General features: G+C 70.1%; 14 protein-coding genes and 1 pseudogene. 5 read left to right on the top strand and 10 right to left on the bottom strand.

The window, feature by feature from the left end; all coding sequences use genetic code 11:
• Window positions 1-9: 9 nt before the first annotated feature.
• The 5 genes and pseudogenes from ABD156_RS26225 to ABD156_RS26245 form a co-directional block, all read right to left on the bottom strand.
• Window positions 10-1,173 (bottom strand): S8 family peptidase, encoded by a 1,164-nt coding sequence (locus ABD156_RS26225; protein WP_344279059.1) that lies wholly within the window; start codon window positions 1,171-1,173, stop codon window positions 10-12.
• 61 nt (window positions 1,174-1,234) lie between these two features.
• Window positions 1,235-1,696, bottom strand: a complete 462-nt coding sequence (locus ABD156_RS26230; protein WP_344279061.1) for a thioredoxin family protein — start codon at window positions 1,694-1,696, stop codon at window positions 1,235-1,237.
• Between the two features lie 11 nt (window positions 1,697-1,707).
• Window positions 1,708-2,109 carry a rhodanese-like domain-containing protein gene (locus tag ABD156_RS26235; RefSeq protein WP_244223542.1) on the bottom strand — a complete coding sequence of 134 codons (402 nt, stop codon included), beginning with the start codon at window positions 2,107-2,109 and terminating at the stop codon, window positions 1,708-1,710.
• 144 nt (window positions 2,110-2,253) lie between these two features.
• A pseudogene (locus ABD156_RS26240) lies at window positions 2,254-3,390 on the bottom strand (purine-cytosine permease family protein); the annotation flags it as partial.
• A complete protein-coding gene (locus tag ABD156_RS26245) occupies window positions 3,387-4,070 on the bottom strand; it encodes a tRNA-dependent cyclodipeptide synthase (RefSeq protein ID WP_344279063.1) in 684 nt (227 codons plus the stop codon). The pseudogene ABD156_RS26240 and the gene ABD156_RS26245, both read right to left, overlap by 4 nt.
• A 227-nt stretch (window positions 4,071-4,297) precedes the next feature.
• On the opposite strand from ABD156_RS26245, the gene ABD156_RS26250 reads away from it, so the two are divergent.
• Together ABD156_RS26250 and ABD156_RS26255 are read left to right on the top strand one after the other, a co-directional pair.
• Complete coding sequence (locus ABD156_RS26250; RefSeq protein WP_344279066.1) at window positions 4,298-5,251, top strand: LysR family transcriptional regulator; 954 nt, start codon at window positions 4,298-4,300, stop codon at window positions 5,249-5,251.
• Window positions 5,227-6,162, top strand: a complete 936-nt coding sequence (locus ABD156_RS26255; RefSeq protein WP_344279069.1) for a LysR substrate-binding domain-containing protein — start codon at window positions 5,227-5,229, stop codon at window positions 6,160-6,162. Before ABD156_RS26250 ends, ABD156_RS26255 begins: the two co-directional genes overlap by 25 nt.
• Before the next feature lie 63 nt (window positions 6,163-6,225).
• Here ABD156_RS26255 and ABD156_RS26260 read toward each other — a convergent pair whose 3' ends face one another.
• The 3 genes from ABD156_RS26260 to ABD156_RS26270 form a co-directional block, all read right to left on the bottom strand.
• Window positions 6,226-9,603 carry a S8 family peptidase gene (locus ABD156_RS26260; protein WP_344279072.1) on the bottom strand — a complete coding sequence of 1,126 codons (3,378 nt, stop codon included), beginning with the start codon at window positions 9,601-9,603 and terminating at the stop codon, window positions 6,226-6,228.
• A gap of 244 nt (window positions 9,604-9,847) precedes the next feature.
• Window positions 9,848-11,071 (bottom strand): MFS transporter, encoded by a 1,224-nt coding sequence (locus ABD156_RS26265; protein ID WP_344279075.1) that lies wholly within the window; start codon window positions 11,069-11,071, stop codon window positions 9,848-9,850.
• Window positions 11,068-11,706: a GntR family transcriptional regulator gene (locus ABD156_RS26270; RefSeq protein WP_344279078.1), complete on the bottom strand. Its 639-nt coding sequence runs from the start codon at window positions 11,704-11,706 to the stop codon at window positions 11,068-11,070. The genes ABD156_RS26265 and ABD156_RS26270 overlap by 4 nt, the downstream gene beginning before the upstream one ends.
• Window positions 11,707-11,798: 92 nt before the next feature.
• Between ABD156_RS26270 and ABD156_RS26275 the strand changes: the two genes are divergently transcribed.
• Window positions 11,799-12,683 carry an ornithine cyclodeaminase family protein gene (locus ABD156_RS26275; protein WP_344279081.1) on the top strand — a complete coding sequence of 295 codons (885 nt, stop codon included), beginning with the start codon at window positions 11,799-11,801 and terminating at the stop codon, window positions 12,681-12,683.
• 59 nt (window positions 12,684-12,742) lie between these two features.
• On the top strand, window positions 12,743-13,372 hold the full coding sequence (locus tag ABD156_RS26280) for a class I SAM-dependent DNA methyltransferase (protein WP_344279084.1): 630 nt from the start codon (window positions 12,743-12,745) through the stop codon (window positions 13,370-13,372).
• Window positions 13,373-13,966: 594 nt separating this feature from the next.
• Here ABD156_RS26280 and ABD156_RS26285 read toward each other — a convergent pair.
• A complete protein-coding gene (locus tag ABD156_RS26285) occupies window positions 13,967-14,524 on the bottom strand; it encodes an antitoxin (protein WP_344279087.1) in 558 nt (185 codons plus the stop codon).
• A 208-nt stretch (window positions 14,525-14,732) separates the two neighbouring features.
• On the opposite strand from ABD156_RS26285, the gene ABD156_RS26290 reads away from it, so the two are divergent.
• Window positions 14,733-15,827, top strand: coding sequence for a CaiB/BaiF CoA transferase family protein (locus tag ABD156_RS26290; RefSeq protein WP_344279090.1), 1,095 nt, complete (start codon window positions 14,733-14,735; stop codon window positions 15,825-15,827).
• 125 nt (window positions 15,828-15,952) lie between these two features.
• On the opposite strand, the gene ABD156_RS26295 is transcribed toward ABD156_RS26290, so the two are convergent.
• Window positions 15,953-17,176, bottom strand: coding sequence for a cytochrome P450 family protein (locus ABD156_RS26295; RefSeq protein WP_344279093.1), 1,224 nt, complete (start codon window positions 17,174-17,176; stop codon window positions 15,953-15,955).
• Between the last annotated feature and the right edge of the window lie 35 nt (window positions 17,177-17,211).

Below are 17,211 nucleotides of genomic sequence, written 5' to 3' on the forward strand. Positions count from 1 at the left end.
CGCGACCGGTTATGCGGTGTGCAGCAGCAGGTTGTGCGATCCCTCGCCAGGATCGACGACCTTGTCCTTCGTCGCCGCATCGGTCATGCCCTTGACCACCTGATCCGGCGTGGCGTCCGGATGCGCGGACAGGAACATCGCGGCCACCCCGGCGGCTTCCGCCGACGCGATCGACGTCCCGGAAACCACGCTGGACGCGCAGTCGTCGGTGCTGTCCGCCGTCGGAATGTCCTTGCCTGGCGCGTAAAGATCCACGCAACTGCCGAAATTCGACGACGGCACCCGATGGTCGGCCTGATCGGTGGCACCCACGGTGATCCCGGTGGTCTGCCGGGCGGGCGTGATGTCACAGGCGTTCACCCCGGTGCCGCCCGAGCCATTGCCTGCGGCGACGGTGTAGGCGAGGCCGTTCTGGGTCATCTTGTAGAGCTGGATGTCGAGGACCGTGCCGCTGGGACCGGCGAAGCTGAGGTTCAGCAGGGCCGGGCGCTGGGCGTTGAGGTTCACCCAGTCCAAAGCGGACAGAATCTCCTCGGACGTACCCGTGCCGTCGCAGCCTAGAGTGCGCACCGACTCGACCGAAGCCTCTTTCGCGACGCCGTAGTTGCGGCCCGCGATGGCGGCGGCGACCTGGGTGCCGTGGCCGTTGCAGTCCGAGCCGCTCTGGTCGTTGTCGGGATCGACCGCGTCGTACGCGGCGTGCGCGCGGCCGTCGAAGTCGTGGTGGCTGGTGCGCACCCCGGTGTCGAGCACATAAACGTGCACATTGGCCGCGGTATTCGGATAGCTGTAGCTGCCGTCGAGCGGGAGGTCCGCCTGGTCGATCCGGTCCTGTCCCCACGAAGGCGGGTCGTCTTGGGTCCCGGCCGCGGTGTAGACCTGGTTGGCCCCGACCGTGGTGACCGCGGCGTCGGTCAGGTACTTGTCGTGCTGTTCCCGGGTCAGCGAAAGGGAAAACGCCTGCGAGACCGAGTAGTAGACCCGGCGCAGCGTGCCGCCGTACTTGGCGATCAGCGCGTTCGCGGCGGCGGTGACCTTGTCCTTGTCTTTGTCCATCGGCTTGAGCCGCACGATGTACACGGCGGTGTCTTCCGCGACCGCGGCGGGCGCCGCCGTGCCGGCCGCGACACAGAGAAGCGCCGCCAGCACGACGGCTTTCGGGGTGCGTTTCATGGTTATCCCTTCGAGGGGCCGCCGCCGGGACCTCGGGGAGTCCCGGCGGCGGCCGGCGATGTCAGAGACCGTTCAGCCAGGTGCGCAGGTCGTCCGGGCCGCTGCCCTCGTCGAATCCGACCACCCGGCTGCCCTTCTCCTGACCGCTGGCGACGTCGATCAGCGTCGGGATGTACTCGATGCCGTATTTGTCGGCGATGTCCTTGTTCTGGCCCTGCTCGCTCAGGTCCACCTTCGCCCAGATCCACTTGCCGTTGTCGGCGGCGTGGTATTTCTCGAGGTAGGGAGCCATCTTCTGACAGGGTCCGCACCAGCTGGCGTAGAAGTCCAGCACCACCGGCTTGGTCTTGGACATCTCCATCACCTGGTCGTAGTTGGCCGAGGTGACGTCGATGACGGTCTCGTCCTGCGGGGCCAGCGAAACGTAGGACGCCGGCGCGGCGCCCGCCGGCGTCGCGACGCCGCCGAGGACTCCCGCCGCGATCGCCGTGACGGCCGCGAACATCCGGATTCTGGTTCCCATGTTCTTCTCCTCTATTCGGGGTGGTTGACCGGCACCGGCGCCGGGCGCGCCGGGGCTTCGGGGGCGGGGCCGGTTTCGGTGGGATGGCCGGCTTCGACCCAGTCTTCGATTCCTTCGCGGTACTTGCGGACGTCGGCGTACCCGAGTTCGAGCAGCCGGGCGCCGACGAATTCGCTGTTGCGGCAAGGGGTGTTGGCGCAGTAGACGACGATCGCCGCGGTCTTGTCCGGGACCACCCGCGGCGCGTGCTCGTCGGTGAACCGCGCGGCCTGCTCGTAGGGGAAGCCGGGGATGTTGCGGGCGCCGGGAAGGTGTTCGCGGGCGTAGTAATCGGGCGGCATGGTGTCGACGACGATCACCGTGCCCTCGTCCATCGCGGTTTTCAGCTCTTCGCGGCCGATCAGCGGAAGCATGCCGGTTCCTCCCGGGGTCCGGCGGCGGGCCAGCAGGCCCGCCGCGAGGTGACAGACGAACGCCACGACCACCGAGTTGATCGTGGGAATCCCGAAGTCGAAGACGAGCGCGAAAGCGGTCCCGAGCGTCCAGCTGACGAGCGCGGCCGGTTCCCAGTCCCGACCGGCGACCGCCTGTCCGCGGCGCAGAGCGGCGAAAACGGGACGGCATCGGCGAAGCACGAAGTACTCCGCGATGAGCACCCCGGCGACCGGCGGGGCGAGCACGCCGACCGCGGTCAGGAACCCGGCGAAGTCGTCGGCGATCCCCAGCGCCGACGCGGCCGTGCCGAACACTCCGAGCACCAGGACCACGTGCACGCGGCTGACTTTCCGGTCGAACAGCACGTCCACGACGTTGACCACGCCGAGCGAGGAGGAGTACAGGTTCCAGTCGTTGATCTTGAGGATCGCGGTGGCCAGCACCAGGGTGCCGAGCAGCCCCGAGGAGGTGGTCACGATGCCGACGACGTCCGAGGTCGCGGCGGCGTGCGCGAGCAGCACGCCGATCAGCCCGATCAGGTACTCGCCGAGCGTCACGCTGAGCACGGTCTGCTTGACCACGTCGCCGCGGGTGCGGTTGAACCGCGTCATGTCCGGCGTCATCAGCGCGCCGAGGATGAACGCCCCGGACACCAGCGTGGTCGCCGCGCCGAGCGACAGCGGCGGTCCCGGCGGGGGAGCGGCGACCAGGTCCGCGAGCGAGTGCGTGTGCAGCGCGTCCAGCACCGAATACCCGGCCAGCACAAGGAACGCGGGCACGGTGAGGTAGGCGGTCCAGGCCATCAGGCGGAAGCCGTAGACGGTGATCACGGTGATCGCTGCTCCGCCGACCAGCGCCCAGCCCCATTCCGGCAGCGCGCCGCCGAGCGCGCGCATCCCGTGCGCGAACACCCCGTTCTGCACGCCGAACCAGCCCGCGAGGCTGATCGCGACCAGCAGGCCGACCAGCGCGGAGCCCTTCCGGCCGAACCCGGCCCAGCGCGCCAGCACCGAGGTGGACAGTCCCTCGCGCACCCCGGCGATGCCGAGCAGCACGGTGATGACCTCCAGCAGCGCCGAACCGATCGTGATGGCCAGCACCGCGTTCCAGAACGTCATGCCGTAGCCCAGCAGCGCGCCGACGATGAACTGCTGGAACGAAGACACCTGCCCGAACCGCTGCACCGCGACCGACGGCCAGGACCGGCGGGCGGCGTCCGGGACGCGGGTCAGCGAATAGTCGTCGTGGCGCTCGCTCATCGGCCCGTCGCTTCCAGCGCGGCTTCGGCGACGACCAGGAAACCCTGGCCCGGCTCGGGCCGGAACGCGAATTCCCGGTCGAAGAACTTCTCGAGAAACGGCACCCGCTGGTGGTAGACGAACATCGACCGCGGATTTCCGGTGATCAGCCCGGAACCGGCGAACAACGGGAGTTCGGCGAGGAAGTAGCGCACCGCGAGCCGCAGCGCCCGCTCGTCCGGCACGTTTCCGGTCCGGCCCTGCAGCACCCAGGTGGAAGCGCCGTAGCAGGCGGAGCGGAATGCGTCGTCGGTTTCGAAGCGGTTTTCCGCCGAGGCCAGCAGCCGCCGATAGGCGGGGAGTTCGCGCAGCCGGGCCATGCCGAGGATTCGGCTCTCCGGGTCGGGCACGTCCAGCGCGCGCAGCGCGGCGGCGATCTTGTTGTGCACGTGGCAGGACTGCCGGTGCGCCTTCTGTTTCGCCCTGGCCGGCGGGTATCCGAGCGCTTCGAGCGTGTAGGCGGTGACCTCGTCCGGGACGAAAAAGCAGAACTCGGCGAAGTGCTCCGCGGTCCACGCGGCGAGCCGGGTCAGCCGTTCCGCGGTGAAATAGCCGTTGAACGGGCTCACCCCGACACAGGCGTGCCGGACGTCCGGATACAGGCGGGCGCAGCCGGAAGACAGCGGAGTCGCGTCGAACATGGGAAACCTCCACCTTTTCTCGTCTCGATTCCGCGTTTTCTCCCGGCGGGGCGGGACTGGTGCGCTCACTGTGCCGGGATCCGGGCGGCGCGGGTAATGCCTGCCGGTTATGCCGTCGCGGGACGGCGACGGCGGCAGTTCGGAAAGAGGATTTCCTACTTTGGTCGGGCGATTGCCACACTTTCGCCGGTGCACTCGCCGCGGCGGGAGTCATATCGTGGACTTTCGTGGAGTTGGAACTCAAGCATTTGCGCCACCTCCAGGCGATCGCCAAAGCGGGCAGCCTCAACCGCGCGGCCACCGAACTGGTGCTGCCGCAGCCCGCCCTCAGCCGCGAACTGCGCAGGATCGAGGAACTGCTCGGCCGGGCGCTGTTCGAACGCGCCCGCGCGGGGGTGCGGCCCACGCCGTTCGGGCAGCTGATCCTCGACTACGCGGACGGGATCCTCGCGCGCACCGCCCGGATCGGGCCCGCTCTCGCGCAGCAGCGAGCCCAGCGCGAAAGCGCGTTGCGGGTCGGCTGGTCGGAAACCGTGCTGTCCGGCCCGTTGCTCCGCGCGCTGGAGACGACCGGGCTCGGCGACCGGGCGGAGATCCGGACCGCCGAGTCGACCGCGGAGATGCTCGGCTGGTTCGGCCGCGGCGAACTCGACCTCGCCGCGCTGTCCGAACAGTGCGAGGTGCCGCTTCCCCCGAACACCGGCCGGATCGACCTCGCCGAGGACCCGCTGCTGATGATGCTCCCGGACTGGCATCCGCTCGCCGCCCGCCGCGAGGTGGACCTGGCCGACCTGGAGCACGAGCGGTGGATCTCCTCGACCGGGCCGGACCGCTGCCGCGAGTTCCTGGCCCGGGTGTGCGGTCCGTACGGGTTCGCCCCGGTGATCGCCCACTACGTGCCGGTCTCCGGCCCGCGCGACGAGATCGTCCGTTACCAGGGCGACGTCACGCTCGTCCAAGCCTCGCGCCCGCTCGCCCCGGGGGTGGTGCACCGGCCGATCCCCGGTCTGTCCTCGCGGACCAGGCACTTCCTGCTGTATCGCGAGGACAGTCCGGTCGCCGGGCGGGCGGTCCTGCTGGCCGGATTGATCCTCGACGCCTATCACGACGAAAAGGGCGGCTTCGACGGCCCGCGCGCGATTCCGGGGGAACTGCCGTGGCTGACCGCCCGGACCAGCTGATCCGCACTGGCGCGGACGTCGAGCTGCGGCAGCTGAAGCTGCTGGTCGCGGTCGCCGAGGCGGGCAGCGTGGCCGCCGCCGCGACCGCGCTCGGGACTAGCCCGGCCAAACTCGCGCTGCGGATCCGGCGGCTGGAACGGATGGTCGGCGCCGCGCTGCTGGCCGCGGAACCGGACGGGAGGCTGTTCACCGAAACCGGCGAGCTCCTGCTCGAACACGCCACGGCGGTGGTGCCGCAATTCGACCGGATGCTGACCGCCGCCCGCGCCGGCCTGGAACGCCCCGCAGCGCAGATCCGGATCGGTTCGGTGCTGACTCCCGTGCTGCCGCGGCTGATCCGTGAGGTGGGCCTGCGCAATCCTGGTGCCGGATTGGCGGTCCGGGCCGGTGAATCCGCCGCGGAACTGGCCGAAGCGCTGCTTCGCGACGAACTGGACCTCGGCCTGCTGCGTCAGGACGCCGTGCGGGAACGATCCCTCGAATGGGTCTCGGTAGCCACGGAACCGCTGGTGGTCGGCATTCCTGCCGGACATCCGCTCGGCGTTCCGGACTCGCTCACCCCTGCCGCGCTGTCCGGCCAGCGCTGCGTTCTTCTCGACCAGGCAGTACAGCCCCGAACGCGCGCACTGCTAGCGGCCTTCGCCGACGCCGGTGCCGATCCGCGGCTCTGCTACGCCGACAGCGAATGGGCGGCGCTGTGTTTCGGTTACGGGGCGGGAATCCTGACCGTGACCGCTCCGCCGACGAGACCGATGCCGGACACCTCTTACCGGCCATTGCATTGCGCGGCCACGAATTCGACTCTCGTGCTCGCCTGGACAGACGACGGCCCGCTCGCCGACTGCGTTCCCCGCGTCCGCGCGGCACTGACCCGCGCGCACGCGGAACTCCTCCGCGCGCTCATCACATGACGGACGTGAGGGGACCCCTGAGGGACTCAGAGTCCCTCAGGGGTCCCCTCACGGAACGCGAAATCAGCCGATGCGGTAGCTGTACGGCAGAGTCGCCAGCACCTCACCGGTTCCGACCTGCGGCAGACCGGTCACGCCGGTCGGCAGCGAAGGCACGGTCACGATGTTCAAGTGCCCGGCCACCTTGTCGCCGCGGTTGCCCGACGGGGTGATCGTGACCAGGACGGTTGCGGTCTCGCCCGGCTTGATCAGCTGCGGCGTGCCGCCGGTGCCGTTCGGGTCCACCGACTGGCCGTACGGGTCGCCGGTCGACGACGTCACCGAACCGTCGAAGCCCGCCGTCTGGATCGACGCCGTGTAGCTCGAATGCCCGGCGGGCGCGCCTTCCGGACCGAACGGGCCGATCTCCTGCACGTCGGCGAACCAGACGCCCTTGGTGACATACCCGGTCTTCTCGCCGATCGTCGCGACCGACACCGTGCTGCCGTTCTGCGCGGACTTCAGGTCGCCGAGCACGTCGATGCCCGCCGCCGAGCCCTGGATCTCCGCCTGCGCGGGCACGGTCGAGGACGTCGCGACGGTGAACTTGCTCGTCTCCGGCGGAATCGAGTACACCGGCGCGTCCGTGTTCAGTTCCGGCAGGTTGACCTCGGTCGAACCCTGGATCGGCTGCGGCTGCAGCGTTTGGCGGGTGTTCGTGCGCGCGTCGACGCCGATGGCGATCGGCTCGACTCCGGTGTTGCGCACCGTAACCGGCACGGTCACGGCCTTGCCCGCGGCGAGCGACGCGGACTGCGGCAGCGCGGGCGCGCTGGCCGAGACCTGGTCGAAGCTCACGGTGCCGCTGAACGGCTGGTCGATCTGCTTGCCGGTCACCGGGTTCTGCACGACGAGCACCAGGTGCCAGCGGCCCGGCAGCGGGTTCGCGTCGACGAGCTGCAAGCCGGTGCCCTGCTTCAGCGTGGTGGCCGAATCGAGGTAGGCGTTGCTGTTCACGTCGGCGAGTTCGCCGTTCGGGTCGACCAGGACGCCGTCGAGCAGCGTGCCCGGATCCTGCAGCTTCACCGCGACGTCGAGGTCCCGCTTGCCGCGCGGCACGTCGAACTCGTAGGAGAAGGTCTGCGCCGGCGACACCGCGCGGGCGTTGCCGCCGGTGATGGTGCCGTTGAAGGTTCCCGGGCCGTTCTTCGTCGGGATCAGCGCGCGCAGCACGGCCGACACGGAGGTCTGGTGGCCGTCGGAGCTGCCGAAGGTGATCGAGTAGTCCGCGTCGCCGCCGCTGCTCGGAGTCTGCAGCGAGACGTGCACCGGCTTGGTCTGGCCCGGCTTGAGTTCCAGGATCTGCGGCGACACCTGGCCGTACGGGACGGCGCGCTGCGCGGTCGTCGCCAGCTGGATGTCACCGGTGTAACCGGCCGGTCCGGACGCCGAGTACAGCACCGCGGTCCACGTGCCCGCGACCGGGCGCGTGACGTCCACGTTGGCGTAGTTCGCCGTCGCGGCCCCGCCCTGCGGACGGCTGTTGGCGACGAAGGTGCCGTCCGGCGCGAGCAGCGTCAGCCGCACCACCGGGGTGACCGACTGGCCGTTGACCGACTTCGGGCTGCCCTGCCACGCCATCCGCGCGAGCAACCGCTGCGCGCCGTTCGGCACGGAGAACGTGACCTTCTTGTACGCCCAGTTCGTGCCGTTGAAGTACGGGAACGTCGGCAGCTTCGTCGAGTCGAACGCCGTGGTCTGCGCCTGCGTGCCCATCGGGGAGAACGTCCGCGTGCCGGTGCTGACCGTCAGCGGCTTGGTGCCCGAGTTGGTGACGTTGACCGACGCCTGCTGCGTGCTGCCCGGCGCGCCTTCCAGCGTCAGCTGGTCGGCCGACAGCGAGATGTTCGACGAAACGCCCGCCGGCGCCCCGGTCGAGCCCGGAGCGGTGAGCGCCGCTTCGACCGCCGCGCGCGCGTCGAGAAGGCCTGCGCCCTGCTCGTCGGCGGGGAGGTTGAGGTCGCGCGCGGTGCTGGTGATGATCTGCTTCACCTGCGCGGGCGACGGCGACGCACCGTGGTGCGCATTGCGGTAACTCTGGATCACCAGCGCGGCGACACCCGCGGTCAGCGGGGCGGATTCGCTGGTGCCGCCGAACGATTCGAGGTCGGTCGGCTGCGGGACGGTGTTGAAGTTGCGGCATTCCGAGTACGCCGGCGCGCAGTCGGCCCAGTTGCCCTCGCCGGGCGCGACGAGGTCGATGGTGCGGCCGTTCTGCGTGATGCCGGACGAGGACAGCGCGGAGATGTTGTCGCTCACCCATTTCCCGTTGGAGAACGGGAAGGCCGCGTAGCCGGTCTGCGCGTACAGCCGGTTGTCGGTCGTCGCGCCGGTGGAGATCACCAGCGGGTCGGTGGCCGGGCTGCCGATCGTGGACGTGGTGCCCGCGTCGCCGCTGGAAGCGGTCACCGTGACGCCCGCGGCCACGGCCTGGTCGTTGAAGACCTGGAACAGGTTGCGGGAGCTGGAATCCGGGTACTGGTTGAGGCCGAGCGACTCGTTGATCACGTCGACGTGGTCGACGGTCACCGCGTAGTCGATCGCCTGCAGCACCGCGGAGTTCGTGGCGGTCTTGCCGAAAACGTTCAGGCCGACCAGGCTCGCGCCCGGCGCGACGCCCTTCACGACGATGTTGCAGCCCGCCGGGAGCGGGTGCTTCTCGTTCACGAACTTCGACAGGTCGTGGACCACGACGCCCTGCGCGGCGATCGACGAAGCGTCGCCGAAGGCCTCGGCCCCGGCGTCGGTCGTGTTCGGACCGTCGCCGGAGAAGTCCTGGTAGTCCGAGAACACATGGCTGCCGTCGGGACGGATGAAGTCCGCGTAGTTCGGGTCCATGTTGTCGGCGAGGAACGCGACCTTCACCCCGGCCCCGTTGGCCAGGTCGGACGCGCTCTTCCCGCCGGTGGTGCTGTACGCGCGGATCGACGTCAGCGCTTCGGGCTCCAGCAACGGTTTCGCCGGGTCGCTCGGGCAGGTCGCGTTCGGCAGGGCCTGCGACGCGGCCGGTCCGCCCGCCTTCGGAGCGGCGGCCGGTGCGCTCGGCTTGGCGTCCGGCAGCGTCACCTTGCTGTCCGGCAGCACCTGCGCGACAGCCGGGTCGTGCGCGAGCTGTGCGGCCTGCGCGGGCGTGACGGTGGCGGAGAAAGCGTTGCCCAGGGCGAAGTGCTTGACCTTGGCCGGTGCCGAGCCGGCGAGCTTGGCCAGCACCGAGTCCTGTTCTTGGGTGGCTTTGGCGCGGCGAGTGTCCGAGGCCGCCTTGGTGGGCGGCGCGCTGGGCAACTGGTCGGAGAGGACGACGATCACCGATTGCGGCGTCGTGTCGGCCGTCGCCGCGGCTGGCCCGGCAGCCTGCGCCGGCTGGGTGACCCCGGCCAGCACCAGACTGCCGGTCGCAGCCATGACTAGGGCGCGAACGGATCGCGAGGAACGCCCCATGTGCAGTTCCCACTTCCTGCTAGAAGGGTTCGTGAGTTACCGGCCCCGATGAAATCGGGCGCACTTGTCGCACGCTCGTTTTCCCGGCAGTCAGAACTCTTTCCGACTCCTTCACGATCCACAAGAGACAATAGTGGGAAACAAATCCGGCAAACGGGACCGAATTTCCGCGCGGTCGCGCATTCGGTCCCGTTTGCCGGAATCGGGGTCAGCCCTGGGGGAGGTGCCGGCGCGAGTGTCGGGTCACCACAAGGGTTCCCGCGATCGCGACCAGTGCTACGCAGGCGAGCAGCACCGGGTAGCCCGCTACTCCGTTCAGGGCCGCTAAAAGTGACGGCAGCAGGAATCCGATGTAGGCCAGCGCGTAGTACACGCCGGTCAGTTCCGCGATTTCGTCCGGCCGGGCAAGGCGTTGCAATTCCAGCAGTCCGGACACCACGACGATGCCGTAAGCGGTGCCCAGCACGACTGCCGCGCCGAGTGCGATCCACGGCGATTCCTGCGCGGCCGCGAAGACGCTCAAGACGAGGCCGACGCACAATACGGTCATTCCGGTGAGCACGGCCCGAGCGCTGGTGGCGCGGTCGACGCGCTTGGCGATGGGCTGAATCCCGACGCCCGCGCCGATCGCGCACACGGTCAGCAGAGTGGAGTAGGCCAGCGCCCACGACCCGGTCTGATGTTGGACGAGCTGCGGCAGAATCGCGTACGCCACGCCGCAGGAGCCGAAAATCCACGGAGCCGCAGGCAAGATGACCCGGCGGAACCGCGGATGCCGTGCGGTGGCGGGCAAAGCGGCGCGGACCGAATCGGTCCGGACAGTAAGCGTTTCCCGACTGCGCGTGACCACGGCGAGCGAGACCAGCGCGAGTCCGATGTGGACCAGATAGGGGAGGACCATCGGCCACGGGCCCCATTGCGCGAGCACGCCGGCGACGCCGGGACCGATGCCGAGCCCGAGCGTCAGGCACAGTGCCGCGCGGCGGGTGCCGGTGTCGGCCGCGGTGTACGGGTCGGCGTCGGCGAGTTCCTTGATCCAGGTGGACCCCACGGCCATCGCGACCGCGACCGCGATACCGGACAGGAACCGGCCGCCGGCGATCCACGCGACGCCGAGCGGTCCGAGCGCCAGCAGCAGGCTCGCCAGCAGGGACAGCACGGTCCCGGCGAACATCACCGGGCGGCGACCGTACCGATTGGACAGTCCGCCGGACAGCAGGAGCCCGGGCACGAGGCCGACGACGTACGCGCCGAGCAAGGCGTCGACGGTGAACGCGGAGTAGCCCGCGGCGTGGTACATCACGAGCAGCGGGGTGAACTGGTTGCCGCCCCATCCGGCGGCGAACACCGCGGCGGCGGCCGGGAACCAGGCCGGACGGGTGGTTGTTTCGGGCGTTCCGGGCAGGGGAGCGCGGTCAGCGGTAGTGGTCATCGTTTGTGCACCGAATCCAGGTGTGCGCGCAGGGCCGGGGCGAAGGTGTCGGCCTTCGTCTCTGCCTCCGCGATGATGTTCAGGAGCTGTTCGTGTTCGCCGACGACCTGCGGCAGGCGGGCCGGGATCGGCGCGAGCGCGTGGACGTTCATCCGGCGCTGGCGGTCGGCGAGGGTGGTGTAGAAGGTGAGCAGCAGGGCATTGCCGCCTGCCGCGACGATCGTGCGGTGGAACAGCTCGTCGGCCTCGGCGAACGCGGGCACGTCGCCCGCTTCCGCGTGCTGGCGCTGGGTTTCCAGCACCGCGCGCAGCTGTTCGAGCGCGTCCGGGATCAGTTCCGGACGGCGGCCCAGCCGGTGTACCGCCGCGCTCTCGACGGCCTCTCGGGCTTCGAGCACGTCTTCGGCCTCGCCAGGGGTGATCGGCACGACGATCGCGCCGCGCTTCGGGATCAGGTTGAGCAGTCCTTCGACCTGCAGCCGCAGGAAGGCCTCGCGCACCGGAGTCCGGCTGACCCCGAGGCGTTCGGCGATCTCGCCCTCGCTGAACAGGTGCCCGCCGGGCAGTTCGCCGGTGAGCACCAGTTCCTTGGTGAGCTCGTAGGCGCGGTCGGCGGCGGGTTTCACAGCGGTCACACGCTCGACGCTAACATGCATCCCAGCTTGTATCTAAGGTGTTGTGACCTGCGGCTCAACGTTCTGTCGGCGGCCTGTGCGATGCTCCGGGGGTGCGATTGCTCCTCGATGCCCGGCCCACTGTCCAGCAAGCCGTCGACGCGGTCCGCGCGGCCCTCGCCGGCGGTCTCGACCCGGACCAGGACCCGCCGCGGTCCGTCGTGCCGGTGCCGACCGGGCAGTTCCTGCTCATGCCCGCGTTCTGGGACCGCTACGCCGGGGTCAAGGTCGCGTCCGTCGCGCCGGACAACCCGGCGCGGGGCCTGCCGCGGATCCAAGGCCACTACCTGCTGATGGACGGCCCGACGCTCACGCCGATGGCGCTCCTGGACGGCGTCGCGCTCACCTCGGTGCGCACGGCGGCCGTCTCCGCGGTGGCGGCGGACCTACTCGCCGTTCCGGACGCGGAACGCCTGGTGGTGTTCGGTACCGGCCCGCAGGCGGAGAGCCACATCGAGGCTTTCCGGGCGGTCCGGCCGGTGCGGGAGGTGGTGGTCGTCGGGCGGAATCCCGAGCGGACGCAAGCCTTTGCCGCGCAGTACCCGTTCGCGCGGGTGGGTACGCCGGACGACATCGCCTCGGCTGATTTGGTCGTGTGCTGCACCTCGTCCCGGACCCCGGTGTTCGACGGCGCGAAAGTCCCCGAGCACGCCACCGTGGTCGCCGTCGGTTCGCATGAGCCGGAAGCGCGGGAAGTCGACGATGTCCTGATTGGACGGTCCACAGTGGTCGTCGAGGGGATCGGCGCGGCTACCCGCGAGGCCGGGGATGTGGTGCTGGCACTGGAATCCGGTGCCCTCGCGGCGGATGACCTCGTCTCGCTCGCCGCGCTGGCTCAGGGGCATTCGGTGCCTTCGAGGCCTCGGCTGTTCAAGAGCGTCGGGATGGCTTGGGAGGACCTGGTGGTCGCCGCGGCCACCTACGAAGCCGCCGACTGACCGGAATTGTCGGTGGGGGCCGATAGCCTGGACTCCTTCGACGGCGAGGGGAGATGGGGATGTCCGAGGAGCTGACCACCGCGGAGCTGTTCGACGCGATCGGCGCCAGGTACGAGGAGGCGTTCGGCCGCCGGCCGGTGGTGGACGCGGCAGTGCGGGAGTTGATCGAGGTGCTGCCGTCGTCCGCCCGGGTGCTCGACATCGGCAGCGGGACCGGCCGTCCCGCCGCGGCTGAACTGGCCGCGGCCGGGCATCGGGTGACCGGGATCGACGTGTCGGCGGAGATGGTGCGGATCGCGCGCGAGCAGGTGCCTTCGGCGGAGTTCGTCCAGGCTGACGTGCGGGAATGGGAGTCGCCGCCCGGGACGTGGGACGCGGTGTGCGCGTTCTTCTCGTTCGTGCAGCTGTCGCGAGCCGAAACGGAGCAGGTCCTCGGCCGGATCGCGGGCTGGCTGGTCCCGGGCGGAAGGTTCGCGCTGGTGACGGTGCCCGCGGACATCGAGGACGTGCCGATCGAGTTCCTCGGCCACACGATCCGCGTGACGAGTTTTCCGGTGGACGCGCTCGCCGACCGGGTGCGTGCGGCCGGACTGGAGGTCACCGGTACGAGGGAAGAGTCTTTCGCGCCGGACAAACCGGGAGCGCCGCCGGAGGAACACGTGCTGATCTCGGCGCGCAAACCCTCCTGACCGGCACCCGGAAAAAGCGCCGCCGACCACGGCATCGTGAAATAAATTCAGCGGCTCGGACGGGACGAGGGAAAAACGGGACGGCATTTTCGCGCGGTCCGGGTGAACACGCCGGAAATTGCGCGGAAAATGCCGTCCCTTCCGTTCGGTGCGGCAGGTTCGGTGGTCAGCCGAATAACTCCCGGCCGCGGCCGGACGATTGCCGGATCACCGTCGCCCGCTCGCCGCTTCGCGAGCTGCCCTCGTCGGCCGATTCGCTCGGCCCCGCGCACCGGGGCTGATGCTCGCGGGTCCTGACCCGAGCGTTTCGCTTGCCGCGGCTGGCTTCCGCGGCTGACTGCGGTTGTCGAGCCGTGTGGTTGGCTTGCCGCGGCTGGCTTCCGCGGCTGACTGCGGTTGTCGAGCCGTGTGGTTGGCTTGCCGCGGCTGGCTTCCGCGGCTGACTGCGGTTGTCGAGCCGTGTGGTTGGCTTGCCGCGGCTCGCTTCCGCAGTTGACTGCGGTTGCCGAGCCGTGCGTTTCGCTCGCCGCGGCCGATTCACGAAGCGGTCGGCCGCAGCGTTCGGCGCGGAACCTCAGGCCGGAACAGTCCTTGCTACTGCTGGTTGCCCCACTGCTGCTCGCCCTGCTGGCCGCCCTGCTCGTAGCCGCCCTGGTCGCCCTGCCCGAATCCGCCTTGCTGGCCGCGCTCTTCGAAGCCCTGCTGCTGGCCGCCCTGCTGGAAACCTTGCTGCTGCCCGCCTTGGCCGAAGCCCTGCTGCTGCTCGCCTTGGCCGAATCCGCCTTGCTGGCCGCCCTGTTCGCGGCCGCCCTGGCCGTAACCGCCCTGCTGGCCCTGGCCCTGCTGACCGCCCTGCTCGCCCTGGCCGAAGCCGCCCTGCTGCCCCTGCGGCCCGCCCTGCTGGTGGCCCTGCTGACCGCCCTGGTCGAAGCCGCCCTGCTGCTGTCCGCCGCCTTGTTCCTGGCCGCCTTGCTGGCCTCCGCCGAAGTTTTCCTTCAGCTTGTCCGCGCCCTGGCGGATCTGGTCGCCGTGCTTGCCGCCGGTTTTCTCGTCGGCGAATTCGGCGGCCTTGTCGATGCCCTCGCCGACCTTGTCCTGGTTGTTGCCCGCGAATTCCTGGATCTTGTCCTTGGCCTGGTCGAAAAAGCTCATCGAAATCCTCCTTGATCTATTCGTGACACATGGATACCAGCCGGGTACCCGGCTGACGCGGCGGCGAGACGCCAGTCCCCGGTTCGGGTGAGGCGCGGCGCCGGTTCTGCCCGGGTCGGGCCACGGGTGGGTTACCCCACACGCCCGGACGCGGGCCGGGCCGGCCGGTAGGGTCGCCGCCGCGGGGCACCGGAGCCGAGGAGGACATGTGGCGGGACCGTTGAGCGGGCTGAAAGTCGTCGAGCTGGCCGGGATCGGGCCGGGGCCGCACGCTTGCATGGTGCTCGCCGACCTGGGCGCGGACGTCGTCCGGGTGGAACGGCCCTCCGGATCGCTCGACCTCAGCGGCGGCAAGCCGGACCCGCTGCTGCGCGGCCGCCGCTCGGTCGCGGCGGACCTCAAGACCCCCGAGGGCCGCGAACTCGTGCTGCGGCTCGCGGCGAAGGCGGACGTGCTGGTCGAAGGCCTGCGCCCGGGCGTCACCGAACGGCTCGGCGTCGGCCCGGACGACTGTTTCGCCCGCAATCCCCGCCTGGTCTACGGCCGGATGACCGGCTGGGGCCAGGAAGGCCCGCTCGCCCAGCGCGCCGGCCACGACATCAACTACCTCGGCCTCACCGGCGTGCTGCACGCGATCGGCCGCGCGGGCGAACGTCCGATGCCGCCGCTCAACCTGGTCGGCGACTTCGGCGGCGGGTCGATGTTCCTCATCGCGGGCGTGCTCGCGGCGTTGTGGGAATGCGGCCGGACCGGTCGCGGCCAGGTCGTGGACGCGGCGATGGTCGACGGCGCGAACGTGCTGTCCCAGATGATGTGGGCTTTGCGCGGCCTGGGTTCGTGGTCCGACGAACGCGGCACGAACCTCCTGGACGGCGGCGCGCCGTTCTACGACACGTACGTCTGCGCGGACGGCCGTTACGTCGCGGTGGGCTCACTCGAACCGCAGTTCTACGCGGCTCTCCTGAACGGCCTCGGCCTCGCCGCGGAAGACCTGCCGCCGCAGCTCGACCGCGACGGCTGGCCCACGCTCCGCGCCACCTTCACCCGCGCTTTCCTCAGCCGCACTCGCGACGAATGGGCCGAGGTCTTCGACGGCACCGACGCGTGTGTCACGCCGGTCCTGGCTCCCGACGAGGCGCCCAAGCATCCGCACATCGCCGCGCGGTCCGGCCTGATCACGGTGGACGGGATCGTCCAGCCCGCTCCGGCACCGCGGTTTTCGCGCAGCACAACGGATGTGCCGACGTCGCCGCCGGTCCCGGGCTCTCACACGGAAGAGGTGCTGGCCGAGTGGGAGTCGTGAGCGGCGATGCCGGTTAGAACAGGCATACGCACTCACGACGACCTGCCCCGCCCGCCTGCCTCGCCCGAGTCCGCATCGCAGCCGGTCTCGTGAGGGGCGATGCCGGTGAGAACCGGCTTAGGCGCTCACGAGCGCCTAAGCCGCACCGGCAGCGTCACGTGCCCGTTGGTAATAAAGGACGGCACCGGCTCCAGCTCCTCCCCGCCCACCGCCAGCGCCAAGTCCGGGAACCGCTCGAACAACGCGGGCAGCCCGAGTTCCGCTTCCATCCGGGCGAGCTGCGCGCCGAGGCAATAGTGCACGCCGTGCCCGAACGCGAGCGCTGACTTGTCCTTCCGGGACAGGTCGAACTCGTTCGCGTCCGGCCCGTGGTGGCTCTCGTCGCGGCCGGCGGGGCCGAACGACGCGAGGATCGGGTCGCCCGCGTGGATGGTCGTGCCCTCGACCTCGATGTCCTCCAGCGCGAAGCGCAGCGGCAGGTGCGAAAGCGGTGCCTGCCAGCGCAAAGTCTCGTCCACGACGTCCGACCAGGTGCACGCTCCGGCCAGCACCGAGCGCAGCTGCGCGGGATGCGTCAGCAGTGCGGTCACGGCCTGGTCTAGCAGGTTGACCGTCGTCTCGTGACCGGCGGTGATCACCAGGATCAGCGTGTCCACCAGTTCCGCTTCGCTCAGCCGGGAGCCGTCGGAGTCGCGGGCGGTGATGAGTGCGGTGGCGAGGTCGTCCCCAGGCTCGGCGCGCCGCTGGGAGACGAGGTCGGCGAGAATTCCGTACAGCAGTTCGACGTTCGCGGTCGCTTCCTCCGAGGTCGCCGACGTCGCGAAGATCCCGGCCACCGCGGTGCGCAGGCCCGGCCGCGCTTGTTCGGGGACGCCGACCAACCGGCAGATCACCTCGATCGGCAACCGATAGCAGTACTGGTCGCGCAGGTCGGTTTCCGCCGGTCCGGCTTCGAGGCCGGCGAGCAGGCCGTCGACGATTTCGGCGACCACCGGGCGCAGCGCGGCGATCCGGCCGGGCGCGAAAGCCTTCGACACCAGCGAGCGCAGCCTGCGGTGTTCGTCGCCGTAGGCGGTGAACATGTTCTGCACCGAAACCCAGATGTTCAGCGACCAGTCGGAGGTGATCTCGCCGTCCCGGTAGGCGGGCCAGTGCCGCCGGGCGTCCTTCGACACCCGCGGGTCGGCGAGCAGGCTGCGCAGCAGCGGCAGGCTGGTGACCGACCAGGCGAGCACGCCGCCGGGCAGTTCGACCACGGTCAGCGGTCCGCGTGCGCGAAGCCGGGCGCCCTCGCCGTGTATGTCCGGCGCCGCCGGGTCCAGCACGAAGGGGGTGACGGCGTGATCCATGGGGCGCTCCTCGCGGCCCGATGGTCCACAATGGA

It is taken from the genome of Amycolatopsis albidoflavus (assembly GCF_039525725.1).
Taxonomy (GTDB): domain Bacteria; phylum Actinomycetota; class Actinomycetes; order Mycobacteriales; family Pseudonocardiaceae; genus Amycolatopsis; species Amycolatopsis albidoflava.

Coding starts and splice junctions, on each gene's coding strand:
- ABD156_RS26285 (WP_344279087.1), bottom strand. CDS start 14,524: ATGAGCTTTTTCGACCAGGCCAAGGACAAGATCCAGGAATTCGCGGGC.
- ABD156_RS26265 (WP_344279075.1), bottom strand. CDS start 11,071: ATGACCACTACCGCTGACCGCGCTCCCCTGCCCGGAACGCCCGAAACA.
- ABD156_RS26230 (WP_344279061.1), bottom strand. CDS start 1,696: ATGGGAACCAGAATCCGGATGTTCGCGGCCGTCACGGCGATCGCGGCG.
- ABD156_RS26295 (WP_344279093.1), bottom strand. CDS start 17,176: ATGGATCACGCCGTCACCCCCTTCGTGCTGGACCCGGCGGCGCCGGAC.
- ABD156_RS26280 (WP_344279084.1), top strand. CDS start 12,743: ATGTCCGAGGAGCTGACCACCGCGGAGCTGTTCGACGCGATCGGCGCC.
- ABD156_RS26235 (WP_244223542.1), bottom strand. CDS start 2,109: ATGCTTCCGCTGATCGGCCGCGAAGAGCTGAAAACCGCGATGGACGAG.
- ABD156_RS26225 (WP_344279059.1), bottom strand. CDS start 1,173: ATGAAACGCACCCCGAAAGCCGTCGTGCTGGCGGCGCTTCTCTGTGTC.
- ABD156_RS26245 (WP_344279063.1), bottom strand. CDS start 4,070: ATGTTCGACGCGACTCCGCTGTCTTCCGGCTGCGCCCGCCTGTATCCG.
- ABD156_RS26260 (WP_344279072.1), bottom strand. CDS start 9,603: ATGGCTGCGACCGGCAGTCTGGTGCTGGCCGGGGTCACCCAGCCGGCG.